Origin of the sequence: Nitrospira sp., assembly GCA_015709715.1 — a bacterium.
Lineage (GTDB): Bacteria > Nitrospirota > Nitrospiria > Nitrospirales > Nitrospiraceae > Nitrospira_A.
Window position 1 is genome coordinate 1751145 of sequence record CP054184.1, and the last position, 22345, is coordinate 1773489.

Annotated in this window: 17 protein-coding genes and 3 pseudogenes; 14 read left to right on the top strand and 6 right to left on the bottom strand. The window is 62.2% G+C overall.

The features are described from left to right. Positions 1 to 5 precede the first annotated feature (5 nt). The 5 genes and pseudogenes from nuoK (at position 6) to HRU82_08335 (ending at position 6115) form a co-directional block, all read left to right on the top strand. Positions 6 to 311 (top strand): NADH-quinone oxidoreductase subunit NuoK, encoded by a 306-nt coding sequence (gene nuoK, locus HRU82_08315; GenBank protein QOJ34950.1) that lies wholly within the window; start codon positions 6 to 8, stop codon positions 309 to 311. Continuing rightward, on the top strand, positions 308 to 2203 hold the full coding sequence (nuoL, locus tag HRU82_08320) for an NADH-quinone oxidoreductase subunit L (protein QOJ34951.1): 1896 nt from the start codon (positions 308 to 310) through the stop codon (positions 2201 to 2203). The genes nuoK and nuoL overlap by 4 nt, the downstream gene beginning before the upstream one ends. A 13-nt stretch (positions 2204 to 2216) precedes the next feature. Then, positions 2217 to 3686 (top strand): annotated as a pseudogene (locus HRU82_08325) (NADH-quinone oxidoreductase subunit M). A 95-nt stretch (positions 3687 to 3781) separates the two neighbouring features. Beyond that, entirely contained in the window at positions 3782 to 5257 is a 1476-nt protein-coding gene (locus tag HRU82_08330) for an NADH-quinone oxidoreductase subunit N (protein ID QOJ34952.1), read from the top strand. Positions 5258 to 5290: 33 nt separating this feature from the next. Then, positions 5291 to 6115, top strand: coding sequence for a YihY/virulence factor BrkB family protein (locus HRU82_08335; protein ID QOJ34953.1), 825 nt, complete (start codon positions 5291 to 5293; stop codon positions 6113 to 6115). Positions 6116 to 6143: 28 nt separating this feature from the next. Here the strand turns inward: HRU82_08335 and HRU82_08340 are convergent, their stop codons facing one another. Together HRU82_08340 and HRU82_08345 are read right to left on the bottom strand one after the other, a co-directional pair. After that, positions 6144 to 9557: a DEAD/DEAH box helicase family protein gene (locus tag HRU82_08340; protein ID QOJ34954.1), complete on the bottom strand. Its 3414-nt coding sequence runs from the start codon at positions 9555 to 9557 to the stop codon at positions 6144 to 6146. Next, a complete protein-coding gene (locus HRU82_08345) occupies positions 9554 to 10360 on the bottom strand; it encodes a Fic family protein (protein ID QOJ34955.1) in 807 nt (268 codons plus the stop codon). The genes HRU82_08340 and HRU82_08345 overlap by 4 nt, the downstream gene beginning before the upstream one ends. Here HRU82_08345 and HRU82_08350 point away from each other — a divergent pair. The 4 genes and pseudogenes from HRU82_08350 to HRU82_08365 all read left to right on the top strand — a co-directional run bounded on the left by HRU82_08350 (position 10241) and on the right by HRU82_08365 (position 12860). Further along, positions 10241 to 10537 (top strand): transposase, encoded by a 297-nt coding sequence (locus tag HRU82_08350; GenBank protein QOJ34956.1) that lies wholly within the window; start codon positions 10241 to 10243, stop codon positions 10535 to 10537. The two genes, HRU82_08345 and HRU82_08350, sit on opposite strands and share 120 nt — an antisense overlap. Then, positions 10534 to 11127 (top strand): annotated as a pseudogene (locus HRU82_08355) (IS3 family transposase). Before HRU82_08350 ends, HRU82_08355 begins: the two are co-directional and overlap by 4 nt. A gap of 43 nt (positions 11128 to 11170) precedes the next feature. Further along, positions 11171 to 12544, top strand: a complete 1374-nt coding sequence (locus HRU82_08360) for an IS30 family transposase (GenBank protein ID QOJ34957.1) — start codon at positions 11171 to 11173, stop codon at positions 12542 to 12544. A 13-nt stretch (positions 12545 to 12557) separates the two neighbouring features. After that, on the top strand, positions 12558 to 12860 hold the full coding sequence (locus HRU82_08365; protein ID QOJ34958.1) for a transposase: 303 nt from the start codon (positions 12558 to 12560) through the stop codon (positions 12858 to 12860). Between the two features lie 30 nt (positions 12861 to 12890). On the opposite strand, the pseudogene HRU82_08370 reads toward HRU82_08365, so the two are convergent. The 4 genes and pseudogenes from HRU82_08370 to HRU82_08385 form a co-directional block, all read right to left on the bottom strand. Next, a pseudogene (locus HRU82_08370) lies at positions 12891 to 13445 on the bottom strand (Fic family protein). A 221-nt stretch (positions 13446 to 13666) separates the two neighbouring features. Then, complete coding sequence (locus HRU82_08375; protein ID QOJ37153.1) at positions 13667 to 14767, bottom strand: restriction endonuclease subunit S; 1101 nt, start codon at positions 14765 to 14767, stop codon at positions 13667 to 13669. Between the two features lie 98 nt (positions 14768 to 14865). Continuing rightward, positions 14866 to 16419, bottom strand: coding sequence for an SAM-dependent DNA methyltransferase (locus HRU82_08380; GenBank protein ID QOJ34959.1), 1554 nt, complete (start codon positions 16417 to 16419; stop codon positions 14866 to 14868). A gap of 60 nt (positions 16420 to 16479) precedes the next feature. Continuing rightward, entirely contained in the window at positions 16480 to 17664 is a 1185-nt protein-coding gene (locus HRU82_08385; protein ID QOJ34960.1) for a site-2 protease family protein, read from the bottom strand. Positions 17665 to 17738: 74 nt separating this feature from the next. On the opposite strand from HRU82_08385, the gene HRU82_08390 reads away from it, so the two are divergent. From HRU82_08390 to uvrC, 5 genes are all read left to right on the top strand, one after another. Continuing rightward, positions 17739 to 18455: a polysaccharide deacetylase family protein gene (locus HRU82_08390; protein ID QOJ34961.1), complete on the top strand. Its 717-nt coding sequence runs from the start codon at positions 17739 to 17741 to the stop codon at positions 18453 to 18455. Then, positions 18422 to 18913 carry a GNAT family N-acetyltransferase gene (locus HRU82_08395; GenBank protein ID QOJ34962.1) on the top strand — a complete coding sequence of 164 codons (492 nt, stop codon included), beginning with the start codon at positions 18422 to 18424 and terminating at the stop codon, positions 18911 to 18913. Before HRU82_08390 ends, HRU82_08395 begins: the two co-directional genes overlap by 34 nt. Positions 18914 to 18932: 19 nt before the next feature. Further along, a complete protein-coding gene (locus tag HRU82_08400) occupies positions 18933 to 19331 on the top strand; it encodes a VOC family protein (GenBank protein QOJ34963.1) in 399 nt (132 codons plus the stop codon). A 104-nt stretch (positions 19332 to 19435) separates the two neighbouring features. After that, positions 19436 to 20305, top strand: a complete 870-nt coding sequence (locus HRU82_08405) for a diaminopimelate epimerase (protein ID QOJ34964.1) — start codon at positions 19436 to 19438, stop codon at positions 20303 to 20305. A gap of 64 nt (positions 20306 to 20369) precedes the next feature. Further along, on the top strand, positions 20370 to 22187 hold the full coding sequence (uvrC, locus tag HRU82_08410) for an excinuclease ABC subunit UvrC (protein ID QOJ34965.1): 1818 nt from the start codon (positions 20370 to 20372) through the stop codon (positions 22185 to 22187). The last annotated feature ends 158 nt before the right edge of the window (positions 22188 to 22345 follow it).

Consider the following 22345-nt stretch of genomic DNA (forward strand, 5'->3'; position numbering starts at 1 on the left):
GACCCATGGCTGTGCCCCTGTCGTACTACCTGATCCTGAGCGGCTTCGTGTTCCTCACCGGCGTGGTGGGGGTGCTGATTCGACGGAACATCATCGTCATCCTGCTCTCGGTCGAGCTGATGTTGAACGCCACGAACATCAACTTCGTGGCCTTCTCGGAATATTTCCACCATGTGGCCGGACAGGTGTTCGTCTTTTTCGCCCTGACGGTGGCGGCAGCGGAAGTGGCCGTCGGCCTGGCGATCATCATCGCCCTGCATCGAGCCAACTCGACGATTTACGTCGATGAACTGAAGTTGTTGAAGTGGTGATCTACGCCCTTATCCCGTTGCTGCCCCTGTTCGCCTTTGTGATCGTCGGCATCGGCGAGCAGTGGGTCAAGGACCGCGCGCACCTCGTCGCGGTGCCGGCCATGATCGGCTCATTCCTGCTCTCCCTGTCGGCGCTGTACGACGTCGCCACCGGCTCCCCGATCCACGTCCCCCTCTACACCTGGCTCACGTCGGGCACCCTCGACATCCACATCGGCATCATGATCGATCGGCTCACCGCCGTCATGCTGGTGTTAGTGACGACGGTCAGCATGCTGGTGCACATCTACACCATCGGCTACATGCAGGGGGAACCGGGGTACGCCCGCTTCTTTTCCTATATCGCCCTCTTCACCTTCTCCATGTTGATGTTGGTGATGGCGGACAACCTGCTGCAGCTCTTCGTATTCTGGGAGGCGGTGGGCCTCTGCTCCTACCTGCTGATCGGCCATTGGTACGACCGCCCCAGCGCCTGCGCCGCCGCGACCAAGGCCTTTCTGGTCAATCGCGTGGGAGATTTCGGGTTCATTCTCGGCCTGTTCCTCGTATGGTTGACGTTCGGTTCGCTCGACTACGCCGCGGTCTTCGCCCAGGTCGAGGGAGCGGCAGGCCAGACCCTCAATCTGCTCGAGCCGTTGGGCGGCAGCTGGACGGTCTCGGTCATGACGCTGATCTGTCTCCTGCTCTTCACCGGGGCGGTGGGAAAGTCGGCCCAGGTCCCGCTGCATGTCTGGCTGCCCGACGCCATGGAAGGCCCGACGCCGATCTCAGCCTTGATCCACGCCGCGACCATGGTCACCGCGGGCGTCTTCATGGTGGCTCGGCTCGCGCCGCTCTACAACCTCTCGCCCACGGCCATGACCGTGGTGGCGCTGGTCGGCGGCCTGACGATGATGCTGGGGGCGACCATCGCCCTGACCCAAACCGATATCAAGCGCGTGGTGGCCTATTCGACCATGAGCCAGCTCGGCTACATGGTAATGGCCTGCGGCCTAGGCGCCTACAGCGCGGGCATGTACCACCTGCTTACGCACGGGGCCTTCAAGGCCCTGCTGTTCCTCGGCTGCGGCTCCGTCATCATCGCGCTCCACCACGAACAGGACATGCGCCGCATGGGCGGCCTGAAGGACAAGCTCCCGTTGACCTATTGGACGTTCCTGGTCGGCTCCCTGGCCTTGGCCGGTTTTCCGCTCACGGCGGGGTTCTTCAGCAAGGACGACATACTGGTCTCGTCTTGGTCGGCCGGTCCGCTGGGCCAGGTCCTCACCGTTTGCGGATTGCTCACGGCGGGCCTGACCGCTTTTTATAGTTTCCGCCTGGTGTTCGTGACCTTCTGGGGCGCATCCCATGTCGATCCGCACCACGCCGGTCACGTCCATGAGCCTTCGACCACGATGACCGCGCCGCTGATGGTATTGGCGGTCCTGAGCATCGTGGCGGGCTACCTCGGCATCCCCTCGTTCTTGGAGCCGGTGTTTCACGGCGAAGGCGGCGGCCACCACGAGAGCGCGGCGGCCTACGGCATCATGGGACTGGCCACGTTGATGGGTTTTGCCGGCATCGGCGCCGCCTACTATCTCTATGTGCTGAATCCCGGCCTGCCGGATCGGCTGGCGCAACAATGGCGTGCCGCCTACGAATTGTCGCTCCACAAGTGGTATGTCGATGAGGCGTACGATCGGCTGTTCGTCCGTTCGACCATGACGGCGGCCACCCAAATGTGGCGACATGTGGACGTCGCGATCATCGACGGTGCCGTCAACGGCGTGGCCCGGGCCATCGCCTGGAGCGGCTGGTTGATGCGCCTGACGCAGAGCGGGCAGACCCAACATTATGCCTTGGGCATGACCCTGGGAGCCGTCGTCATTTTAACCGTCTACCTGTTGATGTAAGGGATCGATCGACGTGAGCGCCTTTCCCTGGCTCAGCCTCATCGTCTTCGTGCCGCTCCTCGGGGCGCTGATCTGCCTGTTCGTGAAGGCGGAGTCGGCCCGCTGGGTCGCCTTGGGGTTCACCCTGGCCGATCTGGTGATTTCGCTGCCGCTCTGGTGGCTCTTCGACCCGTCGACGGCGGCCATGCAGTTCGTGGAACGCGCCTCCTGGATCACCTCGCCGCCGGTGCAATACAGCCTCGGGCTGGACGGCATCAGTTTCCCGCTCGTCCTGATGACCACCGTCCTCATGCCCTTCTGCGTCACGGTCTCCTGGTCGGCCATCGAACAGCGTGTGCCGCTGTTCATGTCGATGCTCCTGGTCATGGAGACGGCCATGCTGGGGGTCTTCGTCGCGCTGGACTTCATCCTGTTCTACGTGTTCTGGGAAGCCATGTTGATCCCGATGTACCTGCTGATCGGGGTGTGGGGCGGGCCGAATCGGCTCTATGCGGCAATCAAGTTCTTTCTCTATACCTTGGCCGGAAGCGTCTTGCTGCTGGTCGCCATCCTGGTCCTGTACTTCCAAGGCGGTCACACCTTCGACATCCTGGCCTTGAGCCGCGGCAGCTACAGCGCCACCCTGCAAATGTGGCTGTTCCTCGCCTTCTTCGCCGCGTTCGCGGTGAAGGTCCCGATGTTCCCGTTCCATACGTGGTTGCCGGACGCGCACGTCGAGGCCCCCACCGCCGGGAGCGTAATCCTTGCCAGCGTCCTGTTGAAGATGGGCACGTACGGCTTCCTGCGTTTCAGCCTGCCGATGTTGCCCGACGCCACGGTGCTGTTCACGAAGCCGATGATCGCCCTCTCCATCATCGCGATCATCTACGGGGCCTACATGGCGCTGGCCCAGGCGGACATGAAGAAACTGATCGCCTATTCTAGCGTGAGCCACATGGGCTTCGTCACCCTCGGCATCTTCGTCTTGAACATCCAAGGCATCGAAGGCGCGGTGATGCAGATGATCAACCACGGCATCACCACCGGCGGCCTGTTCCTCTGCGTGGGGATCATCTATGAACGGACCCACAGCCGTCAGATCATGGACAACACGGGCTTGGCCGGCCCCATGCCTCGTTATGCGGTCTTCCTGATGATCTTCGCCCTGTCGTCCTTGGGTCTGCCCGGCACCAACAGTTTCGTAGGTGAGTTTCTCGTGCTGGCCGGCACCTTCGTCTGGAGCAAAGGCGCCACGGCGCTGGCGGCCCTCGGGGTCATTTTGTCGGCAGCCTACATTCTGTGGCTCACCCAGCGGGTGGTCTTCGGCACCCCGGCGCCGGCCCATCGCGCGCACCTGCTCGACCTGAATGCCAGAGAGACCGCGACGCTCATTCCCCTGATCGTCCTGGTCTTCGTCATCGGGATCTTCCCCAACCCGCTCTTGAGCCGCATGCATGCCAGCGTCACGCAGCTGCTCGCGGGACAGAAGGCACCGGCCGTCGCGACACAAGCGACTCCGGCTCCCGGCCAACCACGACCGGCCACTGCCTCTCTGGCCACAGCGTTCTCCGCTTCCCCTTCCAACCAGGCTGTGACGAAATGACGATCCCTCTACAGGACCTGCTGGCCATCCTCCCCGAACTGATCGTCATCGGGGCGGCTTGCCTTATCCTGGCCCTAGATCCTGTTCTTGAGGCCTCCAAGAAGGAGGTCTTGGCCTGGCTCACGTTGGGTACGCTCGCCATCTGCATCGGCTACACGTCCTCGCACATGACCGGCCGTGTCACCGCGTTCAGCGACTTGGTCATCATCGATTCCTATGCCGCCTTCTGGAAGTTGCTGATCTACATCGTCACCGGGCTCACCGTGTTGTTGTCCTTGGCTTACCTCAAGGCGGAGCGGCTCAACATCGGCGAATATTACGGCTTCATCCTGCTGGCCTTGGCCGGCATGATGGTCATGGTCTCCGGCGCGGACCTGCTGACGATCTACCTCGGCACGGAATTGATGTCGCTCTCGCTCTATGTCATGGCCGGCCTCAAACGGAGCGAGAACCAGTCGCTCGAAGCCTCTGCCAAGTATTTCGTGCTCGGCGCCTTTTCCTCCGGCATCCTGCTGTACGGTATTTCCCTGCTCTTCGGTCTGGCGGGCAGCACGCGCCTGCCGGTCATCGCCGAGGCGATCGCCGCCCAAGGTACCGGCAACCCAATGCTCTCGCTGGCCCTGGTGCTGTTGGCCGTGGGCTTCGGCTTCAAACTCGCTGCGGTGCCGTTCCACATGTGGACCCCCGACGTGTACCAGGGCGCGCCGACCTCCGTCACCGCCTTCATGGCCGTCGCCTCCAAGGCCGCGAGTTTCGGCGCCTTCCTCCGAGTCTTCACGGAAGGGTTGGGCGGCGTGAGCGCCGACTGGTCGGTACTGTTCACGATCATCTGCCTGGTAACCCTGGCGTTGGGCAACCTAGTGGCGATCGTCCAGACCAACATCAAACGCATGCTGGCCTACTCCAGCATCGCCCATGCCGGGTATGCGCTCATCGGGGTGATCGTCGCAGGGAAGCAGGGCGGGGAAGCGGCCTCCACCGGCTTTGCCACCGTCTTGCTCTACATCGCGATCTATTCCTTCATGACGTTGGGGGCCTTCGCCTTGGTCGGCATGTTGCGCAAGCAGGGGCAGGAAAGCGACCAGATCGAAGACTTCGCCGGGCTCGCCAAGCGGGAGCCGCTGGCCGCCTTCTTCATGCTCATGTTCCTGGTGTCGTTGGCCGGCATCCCGCCGACCGCCGGCTTCATCGGCAAGTTCTACATCTTCATGGCCGCCGTGCATGCCGGGCTGGCTTGGTTGGCCGTCGTCGCGGTCATTTTTGCCGCCGTGTCCGCCTTCTACTACCTGCGGGTGGTCATGGTCATGTACATGCGCGAGGCCGACGGCGCCGCCGAGACCCACTCACGGCTGGAAACCTCGCCGGCCCTGTCCTTCGTCTTGGCCTGCGCGCTCGCAGGCGTCGTGCTCCTGGGCCTGTTCCCGAACGGCCTCTGGTCCTTGGCCACCCAGGCCGCACCGCTGCTGAAATAGCGACGCCGTCCGGAAGGGTTCCCGCGGACGCACATGATGGGCTGGTCGTTCCTCTCTCGGGTGTTCGACACCTTCCGCCGTCGCGGCTGCCCGAGCCTTGCGGCCTCACTGGCCTTCTATTCGCTCTTGTCGCTCTTTCCCCTCGTGTTCTTGCTGCTCTACGGCATCAGCTTCATCGTGAGCCAGGATGTGATCGGCTACCAGTTTCTGCTGGGGTTTCTGAAGGGATTCCTGCCGAGCTTGGGGGAACGGTTGGCGGTGGATATTCGGCGGGTGGCCGAACAAAATGAAGTCCGTTGGGTGGTGTTTTTGACCTTCGGCTGGTTCAGCGCCCTGGTGTTTTACGAACTGGATTATGCGGTGAATGCCGTCTTCGGCACGGCGGCGAAACGGCATCCGTTGATTTCGACGTTGGTAGCCATCGCGTTGATCTGGATGCTGGGCTTCCTGACGCTCATCTCCTTCGTGGCCACGCAGGCCATCGAACTTATGACCGCCTATGCCCCGCGCCTCTGGGGCCTGAACTTCATGGCGCTCTCCGCCCACGACTTCCTGATCGCCTATTCCCTCCCCTTCCTGCTGGCCTTCGCCTCGGTGACCTGCCTCTATCGCTACCTGCCGCACCAGCGCCCGACCTGGCGCGGCGCCACGATCGGGGGCGCGGTGTTCAGCCTCTTGTGGATCGCCGCCAAGGCCCTGTTCGTCACCTACCTGGAAGACGCCGCCCTCTACACGCAGCTCTACGGCTCGTTGCTGGAGGTGGTGCTGCTCTTGCTCTGGGTCTACTATTCCTCAACCCTGGTGCTGTTGGGCGCAGTGGTCACGCACGAATACCAGACCGTCGAACCGCCGGCCTGATGTGATGAGCCTTGAGCGAGATCGAGCCTCACGCCGCCAAGGCGGTGGCGCGCACGGCTTCCAGCGCACGCAAGAGATCGTCCAGCTCTCCGGGCTTGAATAACGCGTCGGGCCCATGCGGACTCAGATCGATGAAGGGTGATTCGTAGAGCCGAGCAGGTTCCATCACCCCGTGCTCGGTCAGGTGGTCCACAACCAGATTGATGAACTCAAGTTGGTTTGCAGTGAAGGTTTTGCCTGCGATGAATCCCGCGAGTGCCTCCTTGGCCGCACTCCGCTCCATCCCCACCAGCGATCGCACGAAGAGGCCTAGGCCTTGGGCTTCATCTGCTGCCCAACGGATGTCGTCCGGCCCGCCCGTGCCGCTTTCTGCAAGCACGCGCTCCAGCTCGGACAGGTCGGTGGCGGTGAGCGGCTTGTTCGTGCGAAGCTTGGCAATTACGACGTGATCGAGGTGTTGACACAAAAAGGCTCGCACTTTTGCGAGAAACTTGGCGTGATCAGTTCCCACCGCAAACCCGGGCAGGGTGACGGTACTCTCGCTCCCCATCAGGTCCTCGAAATCTGTGTACACGGGCTTGCGCTGACGCCTGTCGATGAACTGCACCAACCCGCGCAACCGGCGGCGCATGGCCTCCAACATCGGCACCGTGATGTCTTGCCACCATTCATCGCGCTGCACGTCCTGGATCAACGCCATCTGCCCGCGGACCATCGGGGTCGCGCGCTTCTCTTCAAGGAGTCCCGCAATCTCCTTGACGCGGTCGCGCAAGCGCGGGAATCCCGGCTCAGCGCGGAGCAAGGCAAGCTGAAGGCTCAGAGCCAGGAGGTCGAACCGCTTGGCCTCTTCCTTTTCGGGATCGAGCTCAGTAGGTAATCCGGCTACCTCGCGGGAGAGTTCAGCCAGGGCTTCCTTCGAGAGCACCACCCAGGACCCGGGCTTCGCATACTGTTCGACCAGGCGCCGATGTGGACGGACCACGAAGTTATTCACGTTCATCGCCGCCACCTCGACTTGCAACAGCTCCGCGACGGATCGACGCACCTCTTCCTTCGTCGCCGGATCTCCATAAGTTGGCAGCACCTCGTGAGTCGCCGAGACCGGCGGCTCGTGGGTAGCGCCATCCAGCGCAGCGATCAGTTCCAGCCGTGCATTGAAGAGCCGCTTGCCAAGTGACTCTGCCGCCGCGCCCTCAGTGGCGGGAAGGTCCTGACTGAAATATTCCAGGTTCTGGCAATAGTCGAAGAGGTAGAAGCACTCTTTGTGCTGATCCGGCCCGAACAGATCCGGACACAGCCGCGTGCCGCGACCGACCATCTGCCAGAACTTCGTCTTGGATCGCACCAGCTTGAAGAAAACGAGATTCACCACCTCCGGCACGTCGATCCCGGTATCCAGCATGTCGACCGAAATCGCCAGATGAGGCGCCTTGTCCTTCTGTGAGAACCTGTCGATCACGCTTTGTGCATACTCGGTCTCGAAGGTGATCACCCGCGCAAACTCTCCCTTGAAATGCGGATAGTTGGCGTTGAAGCGCTCGGCAATGAAGTCCGCATGTTGCTGATTCTTCGCGAAGACGATGGTCTTGCCGAGTCGGTCGCCGCCGGCCACCTTGAGGCCCCTGGTCATCACATGCGCAAGGACCTTATCCAGGGTATCTTTATTGAAGAGCCACTTGTTGACCGCCTCAGCCTCCACCCTGGTAGGGACCGTACCGTCGTCGTTCCACTCAAGCGCATCCCATTGATCCTTCTCGTCTTCCGACAGTTCGTCGTACGTGATGCCTTGGCGCTGAAACCTGAGCGGGACCGAGACCGCTCGTGGCGGCACGAGAAAGCCGTCGCGCACGGCCTCCTCAAGCGAGTAGGCGTCGGTCGGCACCCCGTTCTCAAGGTCAAACAGGCCATAGGTGTTACGGTCGACTTCGTCCTTCGGCGTCGCGGTGAGCCCCACGAGGAGTGAATCGAAATAGTCGAATATGGCGCGGTACTTCTGGAACACCGAGCGATGCGCCTCATCGATGATCACCAGATCGAAATGCCCCACACCGAAACGTCGCTGGCCGTCAGCCGCCTCATCGATCAGTCCCATCATCGTGGGGTACGTCGAGACATACACGCGGCCCTCGCCGTCTTTCTCCGCGACCAGATTCACCGGTGATGCATCGGGCAGATGGGTCTTGAACGCATTCACGGCCTGGTTCACGAGTGCCACGCGGTCGGCGAGGAAGAGGACCCGCTTGGCCCAGTTGCAGCGCATGAGCAAATCTGCCAGCGCGATGACCGTGCGTGTCTTGCCGGAACCAGTGGCCATCACGAGTAACGCCTTGCGGTCGTGGTCGCGCTCGAACGCCTCGGCGACACGGCGAATGGCGCGAGTCTGATAGTGCCGCTCGACGATGGTTGAGCTGATGGGCGCCTGTGCCGGTGAGCGCCGGGTCTCGCGCCGATGGATCAGGAGTTCGAGTTCGGCCTTCTTGTAAAACCCCTGCACCCGGCGCGGCGGGTAACTGGTATCGTCCCAGAGCCAATGTTCGTAGTCGTCTGAATAGAACATGACCGGCCTCTGGCCGTACTGCCGCTCCAAACAATCGGCATAGAGCTTCGCCTGCTGCTGCCCCACCCGGGGATCTCGCCGGGTACGCTTGGCCTCCACCAGCCCCAGCGGTTTACCGTCGTCGCCCCACAGCACGTAATCAATGAAGCCATGTCCCTCCTGATTGGGCATGCCGCTGACCTCATACTCTCGATCGCGAGGTTGGTCGAGCGGCCAGCCGGCCTCCTTGAGCAGCAGGTCGATGAAGTAGTCGCGGGTCTCGGTCTCCGAGTAATCATGTGGGTCGGCCTGGGCGGTTGCCGCCTTCTTTGCCTCAGCCACCTCGGCGCGCAGCCGCTTCAGCTCCTCATCGAGTGCGGTCTTGCCGGTCAGCAGAGCCGCGAGGCTCTCGTCCTTTTCTCGCAGGCGCGCGTCCAGCGTCTGCAACTGCTCGGCCGTCCGCGCCGTCATCGTGGCCAAACGCGGAAGCGCGGCGGCCTCGAACGTGAGCGTCGGCGCAGGCCGTCCTGCCCGTGCATAGGTACGCGCGAACCAATAGGCGACGTGGAACAGCTCGCGGACAGCAGCAAGCGCATCCGACTCAGGCACCGGGCGATGGCTGTGTACGGCGCGGTTGCCGAGGGTGTTGATCACCCGTGCTTTGCTGAACACGGCCTCCCCAGCCGACTGTTTGAAACTGGGGTCGTGGATCAGGGCGGAAAGGTTGTCCTGGTACGGGAGCCTGAGGAAAGCGTCATGCTTGTAGGCCCAGCGTACCGCCAGTTCCAACGCTCGGCGGGTATAGAAGCAGGCCGCCCGAGGATCGCCGTACACTGCCGCTTCCGCCTTCGATGCGGCCTCGAACACAGCGGCCCATTCGCGCTGAAGGAAGGTGAACTGGCTCATGGCGCGGCCGATGGGCCTTCGTTGAACAATGCGATGTAGGAGGCGTAGCGGAAACGTCGGTTGCGGGCATAACCCGTCATCTCGCTGAGCACCCCAACTTTGGCAAGGCGTGTAACCAGACTGTTCGCTGCGGCGAAGGTGGTCCCAGTGATCTTGCGCACATCGCTGACGGAAACGATCGGACGATCGAACAACGACTCAAGCACCTTATGGCCGTTGCCGGCCGCGCGTCCGAGATGCTCGGTGATCGCACGGCGATGCTCCTCGCGTACGGACAGTATGTTTCGCGCGGTGACAGCCGCCTGCTCGGCAACCTCGGTCACGCCGCGCAGAAAGAACGCAAGCCACTCTTCCCAGGCGCCGTGAACGCGTACGGCCTGCAAATGATCGTAGTAAGCCTGCCGATGCGCTTTGAAATAGTGCGAGAGGTAGAGCACAGGTTTGTGGAGCACGCCACGCTCGGTCAGCAGGAAGGTGATCAGCAGCCGGCCCACCCGCCCGTTGCCGTCGAGAAAGGGATGGATGGTCTCGAACTGCACATGCGCGAGCCCGATCTTCACGAGTGGTGGTAGCTCGTCCTTCGCATAGAGGAATCTCTCCAGGTCGCCGAGCGCCTCTGGTGACCTTCCCCCGATTTCAGAGACACCTGTATAAGGAGGAACAGGATGAAATCGGAGGACAGCGTGACCACCAAGACACGACGGCGATACACGGAAGAATTTAAAGCCGAAGCAGTCCGATTGGTACGAGACTCGGCACAGCCTGTCGCACACGTGGCCAGAAATCTGGGCATTGCCGACCATCTGCTCTACCGCTGGCGGGCGGAGCAGCAACAGGCGGAACACCAGGGGCACACACGCCAGTCGATGCGTGCGGGACAGGAGGAACTCGCACGGCTAAGACGAGAAAACGCGACCTTGAAACAGGAACGGGATTTTTTACGACGTGCGGCGGCGTTCTTCGCGAAGGAGTCGCGATGAGATATCACGCCATTCAGGAACACGACCGTCGCTATCCGATCCGCTTGATGTGCCGCGCACTGGCGGTCTCCCCCGCGGGGTATTATGCCTGGCGGGGACGGCCCGAGAGTCGACGGGCGGTGGCCAATCGAGACCTGCTCACCGCGATTCGTCAGTTTCACCACGACAGTCGCCAGACCTATGGGAGTCCCCGGATCTGGCGGGCTCTCCGCGAACAGGGCCATCGGGTTGGGGAACATCGCGTGGCGCGGCTGATGCGCCACGATGGTCTCCGGGCTAAGGCCGCGAAGAAATGGCAGGCCACAACGCATTCGTCGCACTGCTTACCCGTGGTGGCGAACACGCTTCAACGCCAATTTACGGTGTCGCAGCCCAACCGGGTCTGGGCAGGCGATATTACCTACGTCTGGACCATGGAGGGGTGGTTGTATCTGGCCGTGTTGTTGGACCTGTACTCACGTGCCGTCATCGGCTGGGCGATGGGCCCTCGCTTGACCGGAGATTTAACCGAACAGGCCCTCCGCATGGCGCTCAAAACCCGACAGCCCCAAGCCGGCCTCCTGCATCACTCCGACCGAGGGAGTCAAGGTGGACTCAAGTGGTCGTCGCAACATCTTGACGAAGGAGGTTGCGATGAACATTCGAAAGCGGCGTTCGGATCGGTCTGGGCGGCCACCCTTGCGGTCACCAGGTCGACCGCCGGTGGCAGGAGGAGAGGTGCGGCGACGGTTCTGGGCGGCGATCGCGGCAGGCATGGCCAGTGAGGATGCCGCAGTCAAGGCCGGGGTGTCGCAGCCGGTAGGAACACGATGGTTCCGGAAAGCAGGCGGCATGCCCCCAGCAATGTTTGGACTCTCGGCGCGGCCACTCTCCGGCCGGTATCTCTCGTTTGCAGAGCGAGAGGAGATCGCGCTCCTTCGCGTGCAAGGCTACTCGATGCAGGAGGTCGCTCGCCGACTCGGGCGGGCAGCATCGACGATCTCCCGGGAGTTGCGGCGCAACGCCGCCACCCGAAGTGGCGGGCTGGAATATCGCGCGACCACAGCGCAATGGCACGCCGAGCGAGCCGCTCGCCGTCCCAAACAGGCGAAGCTTGCACAAAACGCGAGATTGCGGGCTTATGTGGAGGAACGACTGGCTGGCGTCGTCGTCGCGCCAAACGGTACTCCTGTGCCCGGCCCGGCCGTGCTCTGGAAAGGCCGTCGGCATGGAGCGCGGCAGGATAGGCGGTGGGCACACGCATGGAGCCCGGAGCAGATCGCCCGTCGCCTGGCGGTCGACTTCCCGGAAGATGAGACCATGCGCATCAGCCATGAAGCCATCTATCAAGCGCTGTTCGTTCACGCTCGAGGTGCGCTGCGCCGCGAGCTGGCGGCCTGTTTGCGCACCGGGCGAACGTTGCGGATGCCGAGGGCGCGTACGCACAGGAGAGGCAAGGCCTTCATCTCGCCCGAGATCATGATCAGTCACCGTCCGGCAGAGGCAGCCGATCGCGCCCTGCCGGGCCACTGGGAAGGGGACCTCATTCTGGGGCTGAGCAGCTCCGCGATCGGCACCTTGGTGGAGCGTACGACGCGCTTCACCCTACTGCTGCACCTACCTCGCATGATGGGCCATGGCCATGAGGCTCGTGTGAAGAACGGGCCCGCGCTCGCCGGACACGGTGCCGAGGCCGTGCGTGACGCCATCACGCGCACGATCATCACCTTGCCCGAGCAGCTTCGCCGGTCGTTGACTTGGGATCAAGGGGCTGAGATGGCCCAGCACGCACGCCTGACGATCGACGCAGGCGTGCAGGTCTACTTCTGCGATCCTCACAGCCCATGGCAACGCGGCACCAACGAAAACACCAATGGGTTGCTGCGCCAGTACTTCCCGAAAGGCACCGATCTCAGCGTACACAGCGCCGAGGAGGTTGCGGCCGTGGCGGCTGCCCTCAACGCCAGGCCTCGAAAAACGCTGGATTGGAAAACGCCTGCAGAGGCGCTTGACCAGTTGCTCCGATAGGCCAACAAAGAATATGTTGCGACGACCACTTGAATCCACCCAGTATGCCGCCACGAGCTACCAGCGGCGACTCACGGAGTATGGCCTCATCCCCAGTATGAGCCGCAAAGGCAATTGCTGGGACAACGCCTGCGTCGAGAGCTTCTTTGGCACCTTAAAACGGGAACTCATTCATCATCGACAGTACCCCACACGAGACGAGGCCAAGCAGGAGATCTTTGAATATCTCGAAGTGTTTTATAATCGGCAACGCCGCCACTCCACCCTCGGCTATCAGTCCCCTGCCGAGTTTGAAGCACGGGCGGCTGTCGCGTAACCCGGTGTCCACGAAATCAGGGGAAGATCATGGCACGACGTGATGTGGGGGTGGAACAAACGTCGCTGTGTTGAGCGTGCAGCCAGTGGGGCCAACCCAGTTCTGGCTTGTGCGCAGCTCACCGGGTTGAAGGCGCCCGCCGCGAACGCCCTGCAAGAGCTTCTCGTGGATCTCGCGAATGAGGCGCACGGAGACCGGCAGCTCGGGAAGGCGGGCGAGCCCGTGATTCATCGCATGCACATAATTGATGACCGCATCTACGTCTTTCGGCAGGTCTTGATCGAACAACTTCGCTTCCGCGGCGAGGAGATCCTGCAGCGAACTCTGCGTTCCCTCGATCTGGCTGGAGAGCACGGCTTCCTTACGCACGTACATGAACACGAAGAGGTCTGGATTGGGCAATGTGAGCACGGACCCATCAAGTCGCCCAAGGGCGCGATCGGCGGCCGACAGCAGCCCTTGTAGATCGCCGGTTAGCGAAAGAGGGGGTTGCGGGGGGAGCGGCGCAGGGACGAATGCCCGATAGCCTGTGGGCTGATCGACGTAGCGACCCACGCGTATCGAGGCATTTGACTTCGCCGCCATGCGTCTTGCTCCCTTTCATAAGGGATGGAACGGAGGCCATATGATAGGTAGCCTTTAACAAGACTGCAAGGGGCGGCGCTTATTTTAGTTTCTTATGAGCTTGAAAGACTTGTCTGTTGGTCTGTCAAAAACAGGGCAGGTTTTCTGGCATGAATGGGCGCTGAGCATAGGTTAAGACATCGCCAAACCTTAACTTTGTGACCGAAGATCGCCATAGAGAGCTACAGCTCTCCCCGGAAGGCGCGGTGTTGGAGAGAGGCGAATGCATCATCGAACCTTGATAGCGAATTGCGCTGTGCTGCTCCTACAAGGTCGATCTCGGCGAGACGCGTCGCAAACCGTCGCTGCAACTCTACGGGTGGAAGCAGGAGCGGAAAGCTTCGAAGCTGGGTCATATTGATGGTGGCTATGCCTGTGGTTTGCTTCGCAGAACGAAGAAAATATCGTTTCCCCCGCGTGCTACCGATAAGCCACTCAAGAAAGGTAGGCTCGACCGCGTCAGACGTGAGCCGGACACGGAAGACATGGTTCTGATGAATGCATTCTGGCAACTCGTTGTCCCAAAGCGTGCCGCGGCCGAGTTTGTCGGGATCTCCTCCCTCAGTAAGCAACAGATCACCCTTCTGTAGACGATACCGCCTGATCTCTTCCTCCGTAGCCTCGATCGTTTTTACCGTCGCGAGATTGAGCGCTCGGTCCTGGACATTGATTACGGCAAGATACGGCACTACCCGCGTCGTCTTTCCGTTGAGCTGCCGACCCTTGGTGATTCCTGAGACAATGTCGGCGACTTCCCCCAGGCAGGCGATCTCTGACCACCCCTTTGGATTCGTGGCTGGGTCGCCAAACATGTCGAGGAAAATAGACTGGGTAAGGCGGTCGAGCTTGGCGAGGGCGGCGCGGCGTTTGCGTCGCAGTTCGTCTGCCTTGTCTAGGATCGCCGCAATCCGCCGCTGCTCGAGAAGCGGCGGGAGAGGAAGTCGAAGATTCGCCAGAAAGTGCTCCGGGACTCTGCGCTGACCAGCGCTGCCAGTCATCTTCCGTTCACCGTCCTTCCGAACGCGTTCCTGCCTTAAAAAATGCACGAGGTAGCGCGGGTCGAGATCATTGACGTGCGGTCGAATGACGTGAAACTCGGTGGACCCGAAGCCAAATCGACGCGTAGGCTTCGCCTGCGCAATCTTTCCATTTTCAAAGCAGGGCGTGATCTTCGCGACCAATACATCGTCGAAGATAAAAGGCGTGTAGCCCTTGCTCACCTCGTTGAACAGTCGAGTCTCACCGTCAACCGCCTCAACTTCTTCAGCATCGACCGCTGACATTGGAAGGAATGAGACGACTTCGTCCGTTGCGGGTACCGCGCTTAGTGGTGGATTGATAGCCGCCACGTCCTGAAGCCGAGCCAGCGGTTTGGCCGTCTTCATCCCAGCATCCCCTCCAGCTCCTTCATCCCCCGCTGAATTTCTTCTTCCAGTTTCGCCAGCTCGGCCAGGATCTCTTTCGGCGGGCGGTGTTCGACGACCTCGTGCACCACTTCCTTGTAGCGGTTGAGTGACAAGTCGTAACCCTGCGCGGCGATGTCGGCCTTGCGCACGCAGAAACTCTGTGCGGTGCGCTCTCGCGCTCGTTCGCTACCTGAGCGCTTGACCCAGCGCGCGAGTACGTCGGGCAGGTTGTTCTTCGCGTGCTCGTCGGCGGCGAGGGGTATCGTGGGCACTGGCCCAAGCTTGTCCTCTGACAGGAGCGGCGTGCGCTTGTCGTCCAGGCTCCAGCCGTCGGCCTCCACATCGTAGAACCAGACGAAGTCGGTGCCGCCGGAGTTGGTCTTGGTAAAGACGAGGATGGCGGTCGAGACGCCTGCATAGGGCTTGAACACTCCGCCGGGCAGCTTGATCACGGCGTCGAGCTTCTGGTCTTCCACGAGGATGCGGCGCAGCTCCTTGTGCGCCTTGCTGGAGCCGAACAACACGCCGTCCGGCACGATGACGGCGGCGCGTCCACCGGGTTTGAGCAGCCGTAAAAAGAGCGCGAGGAAAAGCAACTCGGTTTTCTTGGTCTTGACGATTTGGAGCAGATCCTTGGCCGTATTCTCGTAGTCGAGGCTGCCGGCGAAGGGCGGATTCGCCAGCACCAGCGTGTACCGCTCCTCTTCACCCGCGTGGTCCTGCGCGAGCGAATCGCGGTAGCGGATGTCGGGGTTTTCCACGCCATGCAGCAGCATGTTCATGCTGCCGATGCGCAACATCGTATTGTCGAAGTCGAACCCGTGGAACATCTTGTGATGGAAGTGCTCTCGTTGCTTCGCGTCGCGCAAGAGTTTTGGATGCCGCGCTCGCAGGTACTCTCCCGCCGCCACCAGAAAACCGGCCGTCCCGCAGGCCGGGTCGCAGATCACGTCGGTGGGCTGCGGCGCGGTCAGCTCGACCATGAGCCGGATGATGTGACGCGGCGTACGGAACTGGCCGTTCTGCCCGGCGCTGGCGATCTTGGCCAGCATGTACTCGTACACATCGCCTTTGGTGTCGCGCTCTTCCATGGGGACGTGGTCAAGCAGGTCCACCACCTTCGCCAGCAGCGCCGGCGTGGGAATGGTGAAGCGCGCGTCCTTCATATGGTGCGCGTAGGTGGAATCGCCGGTGCCGAGCTGGCGTGCGAGATCGGAGCGGAGGTAGGGAAAAAGATGTTCTCCGACCAGGCTGTACATGTCAGCCGGCGCACAGTGCTTGAAGCGCGACCAGCGGTAGTCTTCGTAGGAACGGCCCTTCCCATCCTTCCCTGTTGGGAAGATGCGCCGGGCCATCGGCTGCTTCAGCCGGTTCGCCTTGTTTTCTTCCAGTGTATGGAGATCGTCGAGACGGCGGATGAACAGCAGGTAGGTGATCTGCTCGATCACCTCCAGCGGGTTTGAAATGCCGCCTGACCAGAACGAGTCCCAAATACGATCGATTTGGCTCTTGATGTCGCCCGTGATCATGCGGTCAGAAGAATACCGACTTTGCGGGGAGAAATCATCCCGAGCAGCCAGCCCGGGCAGTCAGGAGGACGCTGAGGTCGAGGAGCCCTTGCCCGAAGGGTGGCGCTGTTCGATGAAATGACCGATAGAGGCTCTCGTGAGCAGGCCCAGCAGCCGGCCGTCTTGGACGACCACCAGACGCTCCGCGCCCATCGCCATCATCTGTTCCAAGGCCTGCATCGCGGAGAGGTCGGGCGAGACGAACATGTGCTCCCCGGTCTGCTGCATGACCTCGTCCACGCGGCGAAAGCCCCACAGGTTATTCCGGATCGCCTGCACGTCGCGCACCGCCAGCACGCCCACCAACCTGCCCTCGTGCGCCACGGGAAATTCCCCATACCCATAGGGCAGAAAATACTGGTTCACGGCCTCTTCCAAGGTGAGGTCCGGCGTGAGGGCGATCACGTTCGTCACCATCAGTTCACGTACCGGCACGGAGGCCAACGAGGCGCGGATGACGGCCTGCTTCCGACTGCCCTTCGCTGCGGCAAAGAGGAAGGCCCCCAGGAGAATGATCCAACCTCCGCTGCTTCCGGCGGCGTTCGACAATTGACCGGAAATGGATCCGGCCAAAAGAAAGGCCCCGAACAGGCCGAAGCAAAGCCCGAAGAGCAGCCCCACGAGAGCCGCCTGACTCGTGGCGCGATAGAAATCCTTGGTCCAGGCCCAAAGGCCGGCCCGCAGCGCGCGCCCACCGTCCAACGGAAACCCCGGGATGAGGTTGAACAGCCCCAGCTGTGTGTTGACCGTCCCCAGCAGGGCGCCCAAGGCCAGGAGTCCGCGCATCGACGGTTCGGCTGATGTCGATTCGACCCAGGCCACCAGCCCGAGACAGATCCCGGCCAGGAGAAAACTCACGATCGGACCGGCAATCGCAATCAGGAACTCCGCGCGGGGGTGCGGCGGCTCCTTGCGCATCTGCGCCACGCCCCCGAAGATGAAGAGCGTAATTTGGCCGATGGGAATACGGTACCGTAGCGCGACCACCGAATGCCCCAACTCATGGAGCAGGACGGACCCGAACAAGAGCAAGGCCGACACCCCGCCCATCGCCCAATAGCGAGGCTCGGAAAGGCCGGGCAACATATCCGGCAAATACCCGGTGGCAAGCGACCAGGTGACGAAGAAAAACACGAACAGCCACGAGGCGTGAACGCGAATGGGAATGCCGAGAATGCGGCCGATCTGCCAGTCTGGTCCTTGCATGGGGTCACGGTAGCAGCCGCTCGGACAAAGCGTCAACTATCACCGCCGCGCGCCTTCGGGTATACTCTCCGGCGATGACACGCGCGACATTCATGCTGGCGGTAGGGCTCGTCTGCGGGCTCTCGCTCGTGCCACGCCAGACCGTAGCCCAGGTCATCAAGGCCGGTCCCGCCTCCTGCCCGGCGGTGGCCCTGACCTATGACCTCTGCCCTGTCCGCTCCGCCTCGGGATTCGATGCCGAATTGATCGACTTTCTGATCACCAACAAGATTCCCGCCACCTTTTTCATGTCCGGCCGGTGGATGGCAAAACATGACGCCGAGGTGAAGCGGCTGCTGGCGGTTCCCTTTTTTGAGGTCGGGACGCACGGCGAGGTCCATGCCCATCTCCCCCTGCAGGAGGTCGAGGAACAGCGGCGGGAAATCATGGGGCCGGTCAAGGCCCTCCGAAGCAAGTATGGACGCACCGCCCTGCTCTTCCGCCCGCCCTACGGGGAATATGACGATCGCACGGTAGACACCGTCAATGCGCTGGGCCTTCAATTCATCCTCTGGAATATCGAGTCAGGCGATCCCGACCCGACGCTCTCGGCCGAGGCCATTCAGGCGCGCATCCAGAAGCGGCTCAAGCCCGGCAGCGTGATCGTGCTGCATGCCAACGGCAAGGGCACACATACACGCGCCGTCACCGAAGCCCTGGCGGCCACCCTCTTACCGGCCAAGGGCCTCACCCCCATGACCGTCTCGGATCTTTTGCGATGCCACCAAGCGACAGCCGCCCACCAGCCCTAATTCGCGAGATGCGGGCGGATGATCGCGACGCCGTCGTCCGCATCCTGGTCGATTCCGACCCCTGGAAACGCCTCGGCTTCACCGCCGCGGACTGGGACCGCATCTTTACGCCGCTCCCCCAAGGGCGCGACACCTTCGTCATCGGACAGGACGGCCCGGCACTCGGCATCGCCATCGTCCGGAGAAAGTTCCTCTTCGGCGATTACCTGGAACTCCTCGGCATTGCCCCCTCAGCCGTCGGTCAGGGCCTGGGAAGCCGCCTGCTGTCCCATGTCGAATCGCTGACCTTCGCGCGCGCCAAGAATCTGTTCGCCTGCGTGTCGGATTTCAACGAGGGCGCCCGCCGCTTTTATCGCAAGCAGGGGTATCAGGAAATCGGCCCCATGCCGAACTTTCTCATTCCGGGGTATGCTGAGGTTCTGCTCCGCAAAACCATCGGCCCAGCAAGAACCACGTGACGGCGAAGGAGTCCCGGCCATGAAGGTCACCAAACTGTTGCACACCCGCATGCGGGTCAGCGATATGGACCAAACCATCCGCTTTTACCAGGACGTGTTGGGCCTGGAGGTGCTGGAGCGCAAGGTCTCCCCGCGCGGCTCGCAGCTGGCTTTTCTGAAGGTCCCGAACAGCGAGGAACTGATCGAACTCTGCAGCTTTCCCGCGAGCGGCGCGGTGAAGGTGCAGGAAGATTTGGTGCACCTGGCCTTTCAGGTGGAGAACCTCGATCGGACGATCGAGGCCCTCAAGGCCAAGCAAGTCCCCATCACCGACGGCCCGACCAGCACCTCCTCAGGCAGCCGGTTCATCTTCATCGACGCGCCGGACGGATATGAAATCGAACTCATCGAACGTCCGCCCGGCAGCGCGCTGGTGTAGGGGCCGGTCGGCGCCTCGTCCCCATTGACGAATCGCGTGCGGGCCACGTATTGTTCCTCCGCTTTCCGATCCATCACCAACAGGCGACGAAAAGGAGTGTGCCGATGAAGAACGGGTTTTTTCGCGGGCATGGGCTGGGCAACGACTACGTGGTCATGGACCCCACGGAGCTGACCTTCAAACTCACCCCCGGGAAAATCCGCGGCATCTGCGATCGCCATTGGGGCCTCGGCAGCGACGGCATCCTGGCCCTGGTCCCGTCGAAGAAGGCCGACTTCGGCCTGCGCATTTACAATCCCGACGGCAGCGAAGCCGAAAAGTCCGGCAACGGCCTGCGGATCTTCGCGCGGTATCTCCATGCGACCGGCAAGACGAAGAAGAAACAGTTCACTGTCGAGACCAAGGGCGGCCTCGTCTCGATCACCCTGCATGTCGATCGCCACGGCGACGCCTCGGCGGCCACCGTGGAAATGGGCCAAGCGACCTTCCGACCAGCGGCGCTGCCCTGCACCCTGTCCGTCGAGGAACTCATCCAGGCGCCGATCGAAGCGGTGGGCCGCTCACTCCAGTTCACGGGCGTCAGCGTGGGCAATCCCCATTGCGTGCTGTTCAAGCCCACGGGCCAGACCTGGAGCCGGGAGGACCTGCTGACCCTGGGACCGGCCTTGGAGAACCATTCCCTCTTCCCCAAACGCACCAACGTGCAGCTCGCCGTACCGACCGGCCCCAAGGAAATCTACATCCTCATTTGGGAACGGGGCGCGGGAGAAACACAGGCCTCGGGGTCGTCCTCCTGCGCGGCGGCCAGCGCCGCCGTGAAACTGGGACTCGTCAAGAGTCCGGTGACGGTAAAAATGCCCGGCGGGATCTTGAACATCGACGTGGCTGCCGACTTCAGCCTCACGATGAAGGGTCCTGTGGCGGAAGTGGCGCGCGGCTCGCTGAGTCCCTCGTTCGTGCGTACGCTCAAGTAAGTCCCGCTGCCGCCTGCTGGAGCCGCAGGCTTGGTTCCTGTTATCCTGCCACGATGGTGACGGCATGATGACGGAACAGCTGCAATCCAAGCTCGCGCGCCTGCCGGAGCAGCCGGGCTGTTACCTGTTCCGAAACGAGAAAAAGGACATCCTCTACGTCGGGAAGGCCGCCGTCCTGGCGGACCGGGTCCGCTCCTATTTCCAAAAGGGCAGCGACCAAAGCCCTAAGACCGCCCTCCTCGTCAACGAGGTCGCCGATCTCGAAACCATCGTCACGCGATCCGAACTCGAAGCTCTGATCCTCGAAAGCAACCTCATCAAGCGCCATCGCCCGCGATTCAACATCGTCTTGCGCGACGACAAGCAGTATCCCTACCTTCGCTTGCCGATCAAGGAAGACTTTCCCCGCCTCTCCATCGTCCGGCGGGTCCAGAAGGACGGCGCGCTTTATTACGGCCCCTACACCCCCGCCGGTGCCCTGCGTGAAACCCTGAAGGTGATCCGGAAGGTGTTTCCGCTGGCCACCTGCGAGATCGACATCGACGGCCAAGCCGACCGCGCCTGCATCGAGTTCGAGATCAAACGCTGCATGGCGCCCTGCATCGGCAACCAGTCTCGGGAGGAGTACCATGCCATCGTGAGACAGGTCCGCCAATTCCTGGAGGGGCGCGATCGCGAATTGCTCGACGGTCTGCGGGCGGAAATGGAACGGGCGGCGGAACGGGAGGCCTTCGAGGAGGCCGCAAGGTTGCGGGACCGGCTGTTCAGCGTCGAGCGGACCTTGGAGAAACAACGCATCACCCAGATCACCGCCGTCGACCAGGACGTGGTCGGCCTCGCCCGCCAAGGAACCGCCACCGACCTGCAGCTGCTCTTCGTGCGCGGCGGGCTGCTGATCGGGCGCAAGGACTTCTTTTGGCCGCAGTCCGATGAGACGAGCGACGAAGAATTGGTCCGCTCCGCAATCGAGCAATTCTATAACAAGGAGGGCCAGCCGCCCAAAGAACTCCTGCTGCCCACGGCACTCGACGACACGCCCCTGATCGAGCAATGGTTGAGCGACAAAAAAGGCGAGGCCGTCCGCATCGTCGCGCCGGAGCGGGGGACCAAGCATCAGTTGGTGCTGCTGGCCGAAGACAATGCCCGTGCCGCAATCGCCGCCCACCTGCGCAACGAAGCGCTGGATCGCCAGGCCACGGCGGAACTGAAGCGGCTGCTTCGCCTCGACCAGGCTCCGAACCGCATTGAGGGCTTCGACATCTCGAACATCATGGGCAACCAGTCCGTCGCCTCGATGGTCGTGTGGGAGGACGGACAAGCAAAGAAATCGGACTACCGCAAATTCCGAATTCAGACCGTGGAAGGCGCCAACGACTTCGCCAGCATGCACGAGGCCGTGGTGCGCCGGTACGGCCACACGGAAGACCTTGCCAGGCCGGACCTCATCTTGATCGACGGCGGCCTCGGGCAACTGAGCGCCGCCCTGGAAGGCTTGAAGCAGGTGGGGCAGGAGCACATCCCGATCATCGGCCTGGCCAAGGCCCGGGGCGAAAAGGAAGAACGCATCTTTTTGCCAGGCCGAAAAAATCCCATCTGGCTCCGGCCCACCTCTCCCGCCACCCACCTGGTCCAGCGCATTCGGGACGAGGCCCACCGGTTCGCCCTCACGTATCACCGTACCCTTCGCGGCAAGGCCCTTCTGGCCTCGCAGTTGGATGAGATCCCGGGCATCGGCGCAGTCCGCCGGCGACGACTCTTGAAACAATTCGGCAGCCTGCAACACATCGCCGAGGCCGGCGATGCGCAACTCAAGACGGCAGGTCTCAGTCCCGCCACGATCGCAGCCCTTCGCAAGGCCCTCGTTCCCTCCTCCGTGGAGTGATCGCCCTCCGTCAACACCTGTATTGCCTTCGATACACCCGTATCGGATTGGGTACGCCGTCGGGCCGATCCCCTGGACCGTCTCAATCCTGATCCACCGCGGATTTCCCGCTTGCAGCGTGGAATTTCTCCGGCTACCCTGGCGAAGCCATTGCGGCT